Annotated in this window: 12 protein-coding genes; 1 reads left to right on the forward strand and 11 read right to left on the reverse strand. The window is 55.7% G+C overall.

What is annotated here, in order from left to right; all coding sequences use genetic code 11:
* Nucleotides 1–31 precede the first annotated feature (31 nt).
* The 6 genes from hisS to ndk form a co-directional block, all read right to left on the reverse strand.
* A complete protein-coding gene (gene hisS / locus BM205_RS14350; RefSeq protein ID WP_092415562.1) occupies nt 32–1,417 on the reverse strand; it encodes a histidine--tRNA ligase in 1,386 nt (461 codons plus the stop codon).
* Between the two features lie 59 nt (nt 1,418–1,476).
* Nucleotides 1,477–2,742 carry a flavodoxin-dependent (E)-4-hydroxy-3-methylbut-2-enyl-diphosphate synthase gene (ispG, locus tag BM205_RS14355; RefSeq protein ID WP_092415563.1) on the reverse strand — a complete coding sequence of 422 codons (1,266 nt, stop codon included), beginning with the start codon at nt 2,740–2,742 and terminating at the stop codon, nt 1,477–1,479.
* 32 nt (nt 2,743–2,774) lie between these two features.
* Nucleotides 2,775–3,770 (reverse strand): helix-turn-helix domain-containing protein, encoded by a 996-nt coding sequence (locus BM205_RS14360; RefSeq protein ID WP_092415564.1) that lies wholly within the window; start codon nt 3,768–3,770, stop codon nt 2,775–2,777.
* On the reverse strand, nt 3,763–4,605 hold the full coding sequence (gene pilW / locus BM205_RS14365) for a type IV pilus biogenesis/stability protein PilW (protein WP_092415565.1): 843 nt from the start codon (nt 4,603–4,605) through the stop codon (nt 3,763–3,765). The genes BM205_RS14360 and pilW overlap by 8 nt, the downstream gene beginning before the upstream one ends.
* Nucleotides 4,602–5,777, reverse strand: a complete 1,176-nt coding sequence (gene rlmN / locus BM205_RS14370; protein WP_092415566.1) for a dual-specificity RNA methyltransferase RlmN — start codon at nt 5,775–5,777, stop codon at nt 4,602–4,604. The genes pilW and rlmN overlap by 4 nt, the downstream gene beginning before the upstream one ends.
* Nucleotides 5,778–5,976: 199 nt before the next feature.
* A complete protein-coding gene (gene ndk, locus BM205_RS14375; RefSeq protein ID WP_092415567.1) occupies nt 5,977–6,387 on the reverse strand; it encodes a nucleoside-diphosphate kinase in 411 nt (136 codons plus the stop codon).
* Between the two features lie 280 nt (nt 6,388–6,667).
* On the opposite strand from ndk, the gene BM205_RS14380 reads away from it, so the two are divergent.
* Entirely contained in the window at nt 6,668–7,363 is a 696-nt protein-coding gene (locus BM205_RS14380; RefSeq protein WP_092415568.1) for a Bax inhibitor-1/YccA family protein, read from the forward strand.
* Between the two features lie 70 nt (nt 7,364–7,433).
* On the opposite strand, the gene rlmD is transcribed toward BM205_RS14380, so the two are convergent.
* The 5 genes from rlmD to surE all read right to left on the reverse strand — a co-directional run bounded on the left by rlmD (nt 7,434) and on the right by surE (nt 12,745).
* Nucleotides 7,434–8,786, reverse strand: a complete 1,353-nt coding sequence (gene rlmD / locus BM205_RS14385; protein WP_092415569.1) for a 23S rRNA (uracil(1939)-C(5))-methyltransferase RlmD — start codon at nt 8,784–8,786, stop codon at nt 7,434–7,436.
* 198 nt (nt 8,787–8,984) lie between these two features.
* Nucleotides 8,985–10,010: an RNA polymerase sigma factor RpoS gene (gene rpoS / locus BM205_RS14390; protein WP_092415570.1), complete on the reverse strand. Its 1,026-nt coding sequence runs from the start codon at nt 10,008–10,010 to the stop codon at nt 8,985–8,987.
* Nucleotides 10,011–11,000: a peptidoglycan DD-metalloendopeptidase family protein gene (locus BM205_RS14395; protein ID WP_092415571.1), complete on the reverse strand. Its 990-nt coding sequence runs from the start codon at nt 10,998–11,000 to the stop codon at nt 10,011–10,013.
* 126 nt (nt 11,001–11,126) lie between these two features.
* Complete coding sequence (locus BM205_RS14400; protein ID WP_092415572.1) at nt 11,127–12,011, reverse strand: protein-L-isoaspartate(D-aspartate) O-methyltransferase; 885 nt, start codon at nt 12,009–12,011, stop codon at nt 11,127–11,129.
* Complete coding sequence (gene surE / locus BM205_RS14405) at nt 12,008–12,745, reverse strand: 5'/3'-nucleotidase SurE (RefSeq protein ID WP_092415573.1); 738 nt, start codon at nt 12,743–12,745, stop codon at nt 12,008–12,010. Before surE ends, BM205_RS14400 begins: the two co-directional genes overlap by 4 nt.
* Nucleotides 12,746–12,795 lie beyond the last annotated feature (50 nt).

Consider the following 12,795-nt stretch of genomic DNA (forward strand, 5'->3'; position numbering starts at 1 on the left):
GATGAAATCAGTGCTGCAATTAGTGGTGCCTTTAGTGATGATAATGAACGTGTTCATGATCGCCATGGTCATGATCATGGTCGCCGCCGGCGCCGACGATCTGATCAACCAGATAATCGCTGACAGCATCGAAAGGTACGACACTTTGATTGCCGGCACTAGCTTTTTCACCATCGCTGTCGCCTTCGGCGCGCATCGTCTTGACGGTAGCGGTATGGTTAGCCACTTCGTCTTCACCGATGATGATGGCGTAGGCGGCGCCGCTGGCGTCCGCGCGCTTCATCTGCGACTTGAAGCTGCCACTGGCATTGGACGAGGCGCAATGTAGCACAACATCCAGCCCGGCATTACGCAAACGTTCAGCCAGCACGAACGATTGCAGCTGCGCCGCCTCGCCCTGGTGCACCAGATAGACATCGCATTCGTTACGCACGGCTTGTTCGCCATTGGCGCGCATCAATTCCAGTAAACGCTCGATGCCCATCGCAAAACCGCAGGCCGGCGTCGGCTTGCCGCCAAACATTTCCACCAGCGGATCATAACGACCGCCGCCGCACACCGTACCTTGCGAACCGAGTTGATCGGTGACCCATTCGAACACGGTGCGGTTGTAGTAATCCATGCCGCGTACCAGCCGTGGATTGATGGTGAAAGGAATGTTGTTGTGGTTCAGGATTTTCTGCACACCCTCGAAATGGGCGCGCGACTCTTCACCCAGGTAGTCGAGCAATTGCGGCGCACCGTTGACCATTTCCTGCATGGCCGGATTCTTGGTATCCAGAATACGCAAGGGATTGCTATGCAAACGCCGTTGCGCATCAGCATCCAGCGAAGCCTGATGCTGTTCAAAATAAGCGATCAGGTCGGCGCGGTGACGGTTGCGTTCCTCGGCATCGCCGATCGAATTCAATTGCAGCTTCACGTCCTGCAAGCCGAGATCGTCCCACAGCCGCTGACACAGCATGATCAACTCGGCATCGATATCGGGGCCGGTAAAGCCGATGGCTTCGGCGCCAACCTGATGAAACTGCCGGTAACGGCCGCGTTGCGGGCGCTCATGGCGGAACATCGGACCGCTGTACCAGAGCCGCTTGGGGCCGTCGTAAGTCAGATTGTGTTCAATCGCGGCGCGTACCACGCCGGCCGTGCTTTCGGGGCGCAAGGTCAGGTTGTCGCCGTTCATCGAATCGGTGAACGAATACATTTCCTTTTCGACGATATCGGTCACTGCGCCGAGGCCACGCGCAAACAAGGCGGTGGACTCGACGATAGGCGTACTGATTTTTTGAAAGCCGTAGCTCTTCAGCACCGACTGTACCGTGTTCTCAAACAATTCCCACAAGGCCGCATCGGCCGGCAGGATATCGTTCATTCCTTTTACGCCGACGATCTTGTCGGCTTTCTTATTTTCAGACATTCTTTTTCAATTCACCAATAGTGATTAATTTTTCGTGATTAATTTTCGACAGTTCAACGTCAGGCTGCGGGCTGCGCGTAATGGCTTTTCACGTAATCCAGCACCACCGCCTGGAACTCTTCGGCAATCTTGTCGCCACGCAGCGTCAATTTTTTCTCGCCGTCGATGAACACCGGCGCCGCCGGCGATTCGCCGGTGCCTGGCAAACTGATGCCGATGTTGGCGTGCTTCGATTCGCCAGGGCCATTCACGATACAACCCATCACCGCCACATTCATGCCTTCGACGCCGGGATAGGCTTTTTTCCAGACCGGCATCTGCTCGCGCAAATAGGTTTGAATCTTGTCAGCCAGATCCTGAAACACCGTCGAGGTGGTACGGCCGCAACCAGGGCAGGCAATTACCATCGGCGCGAATTTTCGCAAGCCCATGGTTTGCAGGATCTCTTGCCCGACAATCACTTCCCTGGTGCGATCGCCACCCGGCTCAGGAGTCAGCGAAATCCGTATGGTGTCGCCAATACCCTCTTGCAGCAGCACCGACAAGGCCGCAGTCGAAGCGACGATGCCCTTGCTGCCCATGCCGGCCTCAGTCAAACCGAGATGCAACGGATAGTCGCAGCGCCGCGCCAGCTCGCGATAAACAGCGATCAGATCCTGCACGCCGGATACCTTGCAAGACAAGATAATGCGATCCCCCTTCAGGCCCAGCTCTTCCGCCCTTTGCGCGTTCTCTATCGCCGAGGTAACCAGCGCTTCATACATCACCGCTTGCGCCGGCCACGGCTGGCTGCGCAAGGCATTCTCATCCATGATACGGGCCAGCAGAGCCTGGTCCAGGCTACCCCAGTTGACGCCGATCCGTACCGGTTTGCCATACTTGCAGGCGGCCTCGATCATTTGCGCAAACTGCGTATCTCGCTTGGCGCCTTTACCGACATTGCCCGGATTGATCCGATATTTCGACAGCGCCCTGGCGCAGTCCGGATAGTCATTCAACAGTGTATGGCCGTTGTAGTGGAAATCGCCGACCAGAGGTACATCTATACCCATCTTGTCCAGCTGCTCGCGGATCGCAGGCACTGCTGCTGCCGCTTCCGGATTATTTACCGTGATGCGCACCAGCTCGGAACCTGCACGCGCCAGATCCTTGATCTGGATCGCGGTACCGATGGCGTCGGCGGTATCGGTATTGGTCATGGACTGCACCACTACCGGCGCACCGCCGCCAACCATTATCTTGCGCTCGCCATAGCTGATCAGCGCGCTGCGGCTAAGGCGGCGCACGCTGGGACCTGAACCGATCGGCAGATTTGTATCCGTCATGGGCTTTTCTCGCTTATCTCTTTCGATCACGCTTATTTCAACGTCACTCGGGCCACATTGGTTTTGGAACCGGCCTTCAGATCCAGCGGGGCGCCGCGCAGCGAAGCGTCGACACCGGCAAGATTACCGATGATGACGTTGACCGGTTGCGACATATCAACCGATTCAGTGCTGCCAGCCTTGACCAGACGCGAAATCAGCACAGTGTTGTCGGCGCGCTTGATTTCGACCCACGAATCTTGCCGGAAGTTCAAGACCAGTTCGCCGCCACTGGCGGTAGCCGGATTGGCTGCCGCAGCGTTGGCTACCGTGTTGGTTGCAGTGGTTGCCGGCACAACATTCACGCCAGCCTCAGGAACAGCTCCGCCATTTACCGGCGCAACTGGCGCGGCAGTCAAAGCAGCGTTAGCTGCGGCATCGGCAGCTTGTAATTCTGTGATTGCAGGCAAACCGGCCTTACTATCTCCGCCATCGGTTGCCGAAGCAGCCGATTTTTCACTCAGCGACTGTATCGCTTTCTGCAAACCGGGCACTACGTCCATCCGTATCGCCACCGCCAGCAGCAATAGCAACACAGCAAGCACCGCCAGCCATTTATAGGCAAATTTGCTACGCCCCATCAAATGGAAAGGCGATTCGGAGAAAGGCGTCGACAACTGGCTATGGATCGGGTTGGCCGCCGGTTGCGCGGCAACTCCAGGTGAAATGGTTGCCAGCAAAGCGGTCGCATCCAGGCCCAGCAATTTTGCGTAGGAACGGATAAAACCGCGCGTCATCACCATGGTCGGCAAAGCAGCATAATTATCGGCTTCGATGGCGTCGATCTGACGTGGCGCCAGCTTCAGGTGGCTAGCCACATCCGGCACCGACCAGCCCAACTGCTCGCGCCTGCTGGCCAGTTGCGCACCGAGCGAGAGCTGGCCGGCACTAGCCGATTCGGAAGCAGTTTCAGAAGCTGCATGGGGCATCGCATACTCCACGTCTGCCGGCTCGACATGTTCGGTTTTCAGTTGCCCAGGCTCACTCATCGAATGCTCCGCGCTGGTATGCCGCGAACTCCGAGGAGCTGCCAAACCGACGGCGTAATTGCGTTACCAAACTTGCCTCTGCAGCTGTGTCACCCAACTTTCGCTCCACTTTGATTGCTGTCCATAATGCTTCCGCATTTTGCACATCGGTTTTTAATACGAGACCAATATAAAACCGAGCCCGTTCATAATCGTTGCGGTCATACGCCAGCTGCGCCAACTTGGCGTTCGTCAGAGGGTTGCCGGCGTCAAACTGGAAGGCTTGCGACAGATAGCGTTGCGCCGCCACGGTGTCGTTGAATTTGAGACTGCAAACACCGGCATTCGTCAACGCTTTTGCCGGCGACTGGTAATTACGGCTTTTCAGAGCTGTCTCGAAATGCGCAATCGACTCCTTCGGCCGCCCGGTCTGGCACAGGAACCAGCCATAGTTATTGGCAAAGTCCGGATTGCTCGGGGAAAGCCGCAAGGCACGCTGAAAATTATCGTCGGCCAGCCGGTTCTCGCCCATTTCCATGTAGATCAGCCCGCGCACGCTATAGGCATCGGCCAGGTCCGGATCTGCCGCCACCGCCTGCTTGATCTCATCCAGTGCGACTTCCAGCTGGTGCTGCTCGTAATAACCGACCGCCAGCTGCAAACGAATGCCTGCCCGGCGCTGCGCCTCGGTCTGATCCGAACTGGTGGCCAGTTCGCGACTTGAGCCTCCCTCGTCGGCACGAGTAAGCGGCTGGTTGCCACAAGCACTCAAGCCGGTTAATAGCGACAAACTCGCCGCGGCGAACAGCAGCCGGCTACGCCAGCTCCCCAGCTTGCTACCTACTTGTTTTATCACTGAGACACCTCGATGATGCGACCAAAATTCTTGCCGAATTTTTGTTGATATTCGGTCATTTTCTGCATGCGCTCCTGGACCTTTGTCCGGTCCTGCACCTCGCCGGCAAGCTGGCCGCAGGCAGCATCGATATCATCGCCGCGCGTCTTGCGCACGGTGGTGACGATGCCGGCGTCCATCAGGATTTGGGCAAAGGCTTTGATGCGCGGATTATTCGAGCGCTTCAAACCGGATTCCGGGAACGGATTGAATGGAATCAGGTTGAATTTGCAAGGAACCGCAGGCCCGCCTGCATGGCCCTGCACCAGGGCGATCAATTCGCGTGCATGGGCGTCGGTATCGTTGACGTCATCCAGCATGCAATATTCGAAGGTAATGAAGTCGCGCGGCGCAAATTCCAGATAGCGCTTGCAGGCAGCCATCAGTTCGCGCAGCGGATATTTCTTGTTCAGCGGCACCAGGCCGTCGCGCAAGGTATCGTTGGAAGCATGCAGCGATACCGCCATCGCCACCGCACAATCCTGCGACAGCTTGTCGATCATCGGCACCACGCCGCTGGTGGACAACGTTACCCGGCGACGCGACAAACCGTAGGCGTTATCGTCGAGCATCAGTTTGAGCGCTGTCACTGTCGGCTCGTAGTTCAACAGGGGCTCGCCCATGCCCATCATCACCACGTTGGTGATTTGGCGTTCGCCTTTATGGCCCGGCTCGACACCCTTGGATTTGCGCAATTCAAATTCAGCCATCCACAACTGGCCGATAATTTCACCGACCGTCAGGTTGCGGCTGAAGCCTTGCTTGCCGGTAGAACAAAAACGGCAATTCACCGCGCAGCCGGCCTGGGTGGAAATACACAGGGTGCCGCGGTTCTCTTCAGGAATAAACACCGTCTCCACCGCATTGCCCTGACCAACATCCAGCAACCACTTGCGGGTGCCGTCGGTCGAGGTGTGATCGCTGATCACAGCGGGAGCGGCGATCATCGCCCGGGTAGCGAGCTTGTCACGCAATGACTTGGCAAGATCGGTCATTGCATCGAAATCGTGTGCGCCGAATTGATGAATCCAGCGCAGCAATTGCTTTGCGCGAAACGGCTTCTCACCCAACTCGCCGCAATAAGCGGTCAGTTGTGCGGGATCCAGATCCAGCAGGTTGGTGAGAGCAGTCATGGCATTTCCAATTTAAAATAATTGTGGGACAGAGTTCAAAAGCCGCCTAAGTGCGGCGAATTACCTTGCCCCCAACTAAGCAAAACATTTAAAGCAATTACATCAGTTTGCACGGCAAGCCACAAACAAGTTTTGACTTATTTTGACTTGCCGGCAGCACTTGTTTACGACACTTACTTACAGCAATTACTTACGACAATTAAGCAGCTGGGAAGAAATAAGCGATTTCAACTTTTGCCGCTTCAACTGCGTCCGAACCGTGTACTGCGTTAGCGTCGATCGAATCAGCGAAATCAGCACGGATAGTGCCTTTTTCTGCCTTCTTAGGGTCGGTTGCACCCATCAGGTCGCGGTGCTTCAGTACTGCGTTCTCGCCTTCCAGTGCTTGAATCATCACTGGACCGGAGATCATGAAATCAACCAGGTCCTTGAAGAAAGGACGCTCGCTGTGAACAGCGTAGAAGCCTTCAGCTTCTGCGCGCGACAGATGTGTCATGCGGGCAGCAACGATTTTCAGGCCGGCGTTTTCAAAACGGGTGTAAATTTGGCCGATTACGTTCTTTGCGACTGCGTCCGGTTTGATAATCGACAGGGTGCGTTCAATTGCCATCTGAAAAACTCCAATAAAAAGAAAGGGTTAAGGTGCTTATTTAAATGATCGCCTAATGATTCAAAATGAATTCAAGCTAATTCAATCAACCTTTGATTTTAACACGAAACACCTATATAGAATCGTCAAAACCAGCCAAAACGCAAGTTGCCCATCATTAAGCAGCCTGGAAAACCCGCAGAGAACCACTTTGCGGCTTTGCTGTCTGATGTAAAGATGTGTCGGCAAATGCTATGATCGCAACAGTTTAATACTTTTGCAATTTTCAAAGGAGTCCCTGATGGATCAAAATCTGCGATCGACCTACTCGCCAGGCAGCACCGCGCTGAGCGTGCAGCACCGCGTACTGCGCAATACATACTGGTTGCTGGCAATATCCATGCTGCCGACGATTGCCGGCGCCTGGCTTGGGGTACAGATGGATTTCAGTTTCTTTAGAAACAGTCCGCTGATCGGCTTCATGGCTTTCATGGCTGTGGCGTTTGGTTTCTTCTATGCAATTGAAAAGACCAAAAACAGCGGCTGGGGCGTATTGCTTCTGCTCGGCTTCACCTTCTTTATGGGCCTGATGCTGTCACGCCTGATCGGCCATACGCTGGTTGGCTTCTCCAACGGCGCCACACTGATCATGATGGCTTTCGGCGGCACAGCCAGTGTTTTTGTTGTTATGGCAAGTATCGCAACGGTCAGCAAGCGCGATTTCTCGAACATGGGGAAATGGCTGTTTGCCGGCGTAGTCGTGCTGCTGCTGGCGTCTCTGGCAAATGTTTTCCTGCAGATACCAGCGCTTTACCTGGCGGTATCGGTAATTGCCATCGCGATTTTCTCAGCCTACATCTTGTATGACGTGCAACGCATCATCAATGGCGGCGAGACAAATTACATCTCGGCAACACTGAGCCTGTACCTGGATGTCTACAACATCTTTGTCAATCTGCTGTCCCTGTTAGGCATTTTCGGCGGCAACCGGAACTGAGCAAAACCTGTTGTTCATACAAAAAACCGGCCTTTTGGCCGGTTTTTTATTTATAGCTTCAAACCCTTGATCAGGGTAAATCAAACACCGCCATCGACTCCACGTGCGCAGTATGCGGAAACATGTTCACCACCCCCGCCTGGCTCAAGCGATAGCCGCCAGCCATCAGCAAGCCGGCATCACGCGCCAAGGTTGAAGGATTACAAGAAACGTACACAATTCGCTTTGGCATCATCGACGCCTGGTCAATTGCCGCCAGGCCAACGATCGCCTCGCATACTGCCGCTGCGCCATCGCGCGGCGGATCGATCAGCATCCGGTCGAACTTACCCAGTGCGACAAAATCCTCGGCGCTCGCCTCAAACAGATTGCGGCAATAAAAAGTGGTTTTGCCACCCAGCTGATTCACTGCGGCATTCTCGCCCGCACGGTTAATCAGGGCTTGACTGCCTTCGATACCGACTACTTCCCGGGCCTGGGTAGCCAAGGGCAAAGTGAAATTTCCCAGCCCGCAAAACAGATCGGCTACTCGCTCATGCGGCTGCACATCCAGCAAACGCAAGGCACGCGCCACCATTACCCGGTTGATCTGGTGGTTCACCTGGGTGAAATCGGTGGGCTTGAAAGGCATGCGCACGCCGAACTCCGGCAGGGTGTAATACAACTCGCTCTGCTCGGGATAAAACGGATAGGCGCTGTCCGGGCCAGCGGTTTGCAGCCACCAGTTGACTTGATATTGGTCGGCGAACGCTTTCAGCTTGACCTCGTCGTCTGCCGTCAACGCCGCCATGATACGCAATACCAGTGCCGTAACCTTGCCTTGCGGCCCCTCGCCGATCGCCAGTTCGATCTGAGGAATATGGTCGATCAGGCTCAGCGAACCGATCAGGTGGCGCAACGGCACCAGCATCGCCGAGACATTCGCCGGCAAGACTTCACAGGCTTTCATGTCCGTGATGAAAGATGATTTTCTCTCATGAAAACCGACCAGCACCCCGCCTTTTTTTGGCACATTACGCACCGAAATACGAGCGCGGTAACGATATCCCCAGGTCGGTCCGTAAATCGGGCGCAACATGGATTCCGCCTTGACCTTGCTGATATGCCACAAATTATCTTCCAGCACCCGCTGCTTGATGGCTACCTGCGCAGTCGGCTCCAGATGCTGCATGGCGCAGCCGCCGCACAGGCCGAATACCGCGCAGCGCGGCTTTACCCGCAATACCGATTCGTTGTGCAAGGCGGTCATGGTGGCCGCTTCCCATTTCGGTTTCTTGCGATACGACACGAAACTGACGCGCTCGCCCGGCAAAGCGCCCTCGACAAAAATGACCTTGCCCTGGCTGCCGTCTTCATTTTGCAGATGGCCGATCCCGCGCGCATCCATGTCGAGGGATTTGATATCGATAGTATCTTGTTGCATAGAAAATTCTAGAATTGCGGGAAAGTGTTCAAGAGCCGCCACGGTGCGCCTTGTGGCGAATTATGCTGTCCCTGGCTGATCAGATGAAGGGGTGGATTATAAAGAAAAAAAACGAGAAAAAAATGAGAAAAAAGCAGCGGCGCCATGTTTACCCGAGCGGGCACCCAATATTTACCCTATGCGCAACCTAAGCCCGCCCTACAAAAAGGAGTCCTTGCCGACACCTTTGGCGCCCAGCAAGCGTTTCAGCTTGATCAATGCCTCTTGTTGAATCTGCCGCACCCGCTCGCGCGTAACGCCTATTTCAGCCGCCAGCTCTTCCAGCGTCGAAGGATCGTCATTATCGAGGCCAAAACGACGCATGATCACGTTACGCTGCTTGTCCGTCAGCTTTTCCAGCCAGACCCGTACCAGGATCGACATTTCCTGCTGTTCGGCGCGCGAATCGGGATTTTCCTCAGTCGCGCTCGGTAACAGATCCATCAGGCTGGCGAGCGGATCCTGGTCCAGCGGCGCATCCAGCGATGCCGCATGCTCCGACAGCGCCAGTACATCCTGCACATCTTCCACCGGACGGTCCACCAGATGGGCGATATCTTCAGCGCTGGCATCCTTGCCGTCGTGGTGCTGCGCTTCCAGGTGGTATTTGGCGCGCAGGATCTGGTTCAATTCGCGCACCATATGCACCGGCAAGCGGACAGTGCGCGCCTGGTTCATGATGGCGCGTTCGATACTCTGGCGTATCCACCAGGTGGCATAAGTAGAAAACCGGAAGCCGCGCTCAGGCTCGAACTTGTCGATAGCCCGCATCAGGCCGAGATTGCCTTCCTCGATCAAATCGAGCAAGGCTACGCCACGGTTGATATAGTGCTTGGCAATCGACACCACCAGGCGCAGATTGTGCTCGATCATTTTCTGCCGGGCTTCAAAATTGCCTTGTTTCGCCAAGGTCGCGAAATGCACCTCTTCCGTCACCGACAACAGCGGCCGGGTGCCGATCTGATTCAGGTAGTGTTGCGTGGTGTCGGTCGACAGCTCGGCCGCCAACACTTTCTTCAGTTCTTCGACACCATCAACCACGACGACGACGCCATCGACCACGACTTCGTCGTCTGCATCCTGTCCGGCGACGGCAGCATCGATATCCTCCTGATCGTCGTCGGCAAGCTGCTCCGACGAAGCATCATGCTCGTCATCCTGATGATCTGTCGGCCGTTTGCTCATTTATCGATTAGGTAAGAACTTCGATGGATCGACAGGTTTGCCTTGCTGGCGAATTTCGAAGTGCAGCTTGACTGAATCGCTGTCCGAATTCCCCATTTCGGCAATCTTCTGGCCCTTGCTCACCGTCTGCCCCTCTTTCACCAAGATAGTCTTATTATGCGCGTAAGCGGACAACAAGTTGCTGGTATGTTTGATGATAACCAAATTACCATAACCGCGAATACCGCTACCCGCATACATCACCTTGCCGCCAGCTGCCGCAACCACGGACTGCCCGGCCTTGCCTGAAATATCGATGCCTTTCTTGCCTTGATCGAAAGAGGCGACCTGCTTGCCTTCTGCCGGCCACATCCAGTCCACACGATCCTCATCGCCGGACGACGGCGCCGCCGAGGCTGCAGTATTGGCCGCGGCACTGGCTGCTGCGGTAGCAGCAGTAGCCGGGGCGACGGCTGCCGGCGCCGCCTTCGACACCTCGCTCGACGATGGCGCGTCCGGCTTTTGCAACTCCGCCAGCGCGCTATCGGAATACGGACGCTTGTCGCCACGCGGCCCGCTCTTGTTGCCGGCATTGCCGGAATTGCCTGCCACAGCAGTGGACGGCGCCGCCGACAGCGACCTTACTTCAACCCCCGAGCCGGACGCCACATTGCCAATCTGCGCGCCACCGGCAGATCCTGAGCTGCCATCCGGTGGCTGGACCCGCAAAACCTGACCGACTTTGATGTCATTGGCGTTTTCCAGCTTGTTCCAGGCCACGATATCGCGATAGCTTTGACCGAATTCAAGCGCAATCCTGTACAGGGTATCGCCCGGTTTGACGGTATAAGAACCGCGCCCTTCCGCCGCGCGTGATGTATCGGGTGCTGCCGTGCCGGCTACGTTGCCAGCCGGGCGCCGCTCCACAACCGGAGCGGGAGTACGCGGAGTGGTGCATGCGGCAAGCGTACCTACCATTAATCCCAAAGCTATAAAGCGAGTTTTCTTCATTCTCATTACATTTATTTGTATGTGCGACAAAGTCGCTGATTATTCATCGATATATTCGTCGATATATTCGTCAATTTGTTCGTTAATTTATTCGCCAATCCATTCCTCAAACCACACCGGCATCACTCAAACCGTCCCGGCACGCAAAGGCACAAAATGACAGTCTTCCAGTGTGGTACTGGTCCAATCAAATTTACTTGTTCGCTGGATGAGCTGCAGTACTTGATGACGGGAACCGACCGGCGCCACCAAACGGCCGCCGATCGTCAATTGGTCCAGTAAAGCTTGCGGTACTTCGAGGCCGGCTGCAGCCAGTATGATACCGTCGAAAGGGGCAACTTGGGGCAGGCCAAGCATACCATCTCCATAATGCAAGCGGATATTGGCGATCCGCAGCGGACGCAAGTTGCTTCTCGCCAGTTCGTGCAAGGGTTTGATCCGTTCTATCGAGTACACTTCCTTCGCAACCAGAGACAACACCGCCGCCTGGTAACCGCAACCGGTGCCGATTTCCAGCACCCGATTCAAGACGCCGCCTTGCTGGTTATCGCGCATGATCTCTATCATGCGCGCCACGATATACGGCTGCGAAATAGTCTGATGATGGCCGATCGGTAACGAGGCATCTATGTATGCCTGGCTGGACAAGCCCGGCTCCATGAACATATGGCGTGGCACCGCTTCCATGGCCGCCAGCACCCTGGCGTCGTTCACCCCCTGCCTGGCAACCCGATCCACCATGGCCTTGCGCACGCCATCGGACACCATGGAGTCGGAGCGCTCGACATGACTTGCCGTTTGCGCCGGACGCGCCATCGACCTGTTTACCGATGGCGCTGGCGCAGCACCTGACGCGGTCCGAGGCACAGGTACCGGCCGTGAGCTCTCCCAGGCCGCATTTTTGGTTGCGGTCTGCGGGGTGGCGACACTACGCTTGCTATGATCGGTTTTGGATTTTTGGTCGACTACCGACGACAGCGTCAGCGGGAAACGCTTGGCCTTGTCGGTCATGACAAGTCTTTCCTCAGCGCAGCCAATTGCGCCGAATGCGTCAAATCAATCTGCAATGGCGTGATCGAAACGTGGCCGTTGGCGGTAGCATGGAAATCGGTGCCCTCGCCGGCATCACGCGCGGCGCCTGCCGGCCCGATCCAGTAAATATCGCGGCCATGCGGATCCTTGTCCTTGATGACAGCTTCAGATTCATGCCGCTTTCCCAGCCGGGTCGCGACTGCGGTTTTCAGTTGATCGTAAGGCAGGTTGGGAATATTCACATTCAGCAAATAGGGTTGCGGCAGATTGTCAAAGCGGCGCTCGACGATTTCACGCGCCACCGTGGCCGCCGCCTCCAACTCATCCCAGCCTTTGTGCAGTTGCGAAAAAGCGATGGCCGGAATGCCAAACAGGAAACCTTCGGTGGCCGCCGCCACGGTGCCGGAATAAAGCGTGTCATCGCCCATGTTTTGACCTTGATTGATACCGGAGACGATCAGGTCCGGCCGAAAATTGAGCAAACCGGTCAAGGCTATGTGCACGCAATCAGATGGCGTCCCATTCACAAAATAGAACCCGTTGTCAGCGCGCTTCACAGATAAAGGCCGATCCAGCGTCAGCGAGTTGGAAGAACCGGAGCGATTGCTATCCGGGGCTACCACCACTATTTCGGCAATCGGTGTCAGTACATTCGCCAGAGCGATAATGCCCGGCGCCAGGTAACCATCGTCGTTGCTGATCAATATTTTCATATTTTGATTTTACCCGAAGCAATGTTACTGATTTATGAAGATTTTTGAAA

Origin of the sequence: Collimonas sp. OK307 (genome assembly GCF_900113705.1) — a bacterium.
Lineage (GTDB): Bacteria > Pseudomonadota > Gammaproteobacteria > Burkholderiales > Burkholderiaceae_D > Collimonas.

Coding starts and splice junctions, on each gene's coding strand:
- hisS (WP_092415562.1), bottom strand. CDS start 1,417: ATGTCTGAAAATAAGAAAGCCGACAAGATCGTCGGCGTAAAAGGAATG.
- ispG (WP_092415563.1), bottom strand. CDS start 2,742: ATGACGGATACAAATCTGCCGATCGGTTCAGGTCCCAGCGTGCGCCGC.
- BM205_RS14360 (WP_092415564.1), bottom strand. CDS start 3,770: ATGAGTGAGCCTGGGCAACTGAAAACCGAACATGTCGAGCCGGCAGAC.
- rlmN (WP_092415566.1), bottom strand. CDS start 5,777: ATGACTGCTCTCACCAACCTGCTGGATCTGGATCCCGCACAACTGACC.
- ndk (WP_092415567.1), bottom strand. CDS start 6,387: ATGGCAATTGAACGCACCCTGTCGATTATCAAACCGGACGCAGTCGCA.
- BM205_RS14380 (WP_092415568.1), top strand. CDS start 6,668: ATGGATCAAAATCTGCGATCGACCTACTCGCCAGGCAGCACCGCGCTG.
- rlmD (WP_092415569.1), bottom strand. CDS start 8,786: ATGCAACAAGATACTATCGATATCAAATCCCTCGACATGGATGCGCGC.
- rpoS (WP_092415570.1), bottom strand. CDS start 10,010: ATGAGCAAACGGCCGACAGATCATCAGGATGACGAGCATGATGCTTCG.
- BM205_RS14395 (WP_092415571.1), bottom strand. CDS start 11,000: ATGAAGAAAACTCGCTTTATAGCTTTGGGATTAATGGTAGGTACGCTT.
- BM205_RS14400 (WP_092415572.1), bottom strand. CDS start 12,011: ATGACCGACAAGGCCAAGCGTTTCCCGCTGACGCTGTCGTCGGTAGTC.
- surE (WP_092415573.1), bottom strand. CDS start 12,745: ATGAAAATATTGATCAGCAACGACGATGGTTACCTGGCGCCGGGCATT.